The organism is Bartonella sp. MR168JLCBS, assembly GCF_042194175.1.
This window is the reverse complement of sequence record NZ_JBHIMP010000456.1, coordinates 1-649: the sequence shown is the minus strand read 5'-3', so window position 1 is coordinate 649 and position 649 is coordinate 1. Positions and strand designations below refer to the sequence as shown.

The window sequence follows — 649 nt, the reverse complement described above, 5'->3', positions numbered from 1 at the left end:
AACAATTGTTCAAGCTCTTATCATCGGCCACGACGGCAATAAATTAATTGCTGCCCCCTAAAAACTGAATGCAGCCTGAGTGAGAAAGTTTTCATGACAAAATCTTTTATCAAAAAAATACTCCCTTTCAACAAGTTTAAAGAACAGGAAATAGACCAAATCCCCGCACTTTGTGAAATTAATATGATAAAAGAAAGTGAAAACACGAAGAACAATCAGTCCTCTTTAGACGTCGAAAAAGCAGAAAATCAAAGTACAACACCTACAAAGCACAATGAGAAAATTCCGTCTTTTGAACCACATTCTCGCAAAGTAATTGTCACAGATATAATCCGTGAAAAAAAAGTTGAAGAGTTTTCATCTATATCCCCTGTTGAACAGAAAAAGACAGCATGGTTTAGGCGTCTCCAAAAAGGGTTAGCTCTTTCCTCTCAACGCTTAAGCGAATCTATTGGTGAACTCTTTGTTAAAGAAAAACTTGATAAGGATACGCTGCAAAAACTGGAAGACATTCTTATTCAAGCTGATCTTGGTGTGGAAACAGCTGCACATATCACCGAAACCATAGCATCCAGTCGTTACGAAAAGAGTCTATCTCCAGATAACATTCACACCATCATGGCGAATGAAATTGAAAAAATATTAGAAC

Annotated in this window: 1 protein-coding gene; it reads left to right on the top strand. The window is 36.8% G+C overall.

The window, feature by feature from the left end; all coding sequences use genetic code 11:
* Positions 1 to 93: 93 nt before the first annotated feature.
* Positions 94 to 649 (top strand): signal recognition particle receptor subunit alpha (locus ACFIK8_RS11940; protein ID WP_375669552.1); only part of this gene is annotated, 556 nt, incomplete at its 3' end.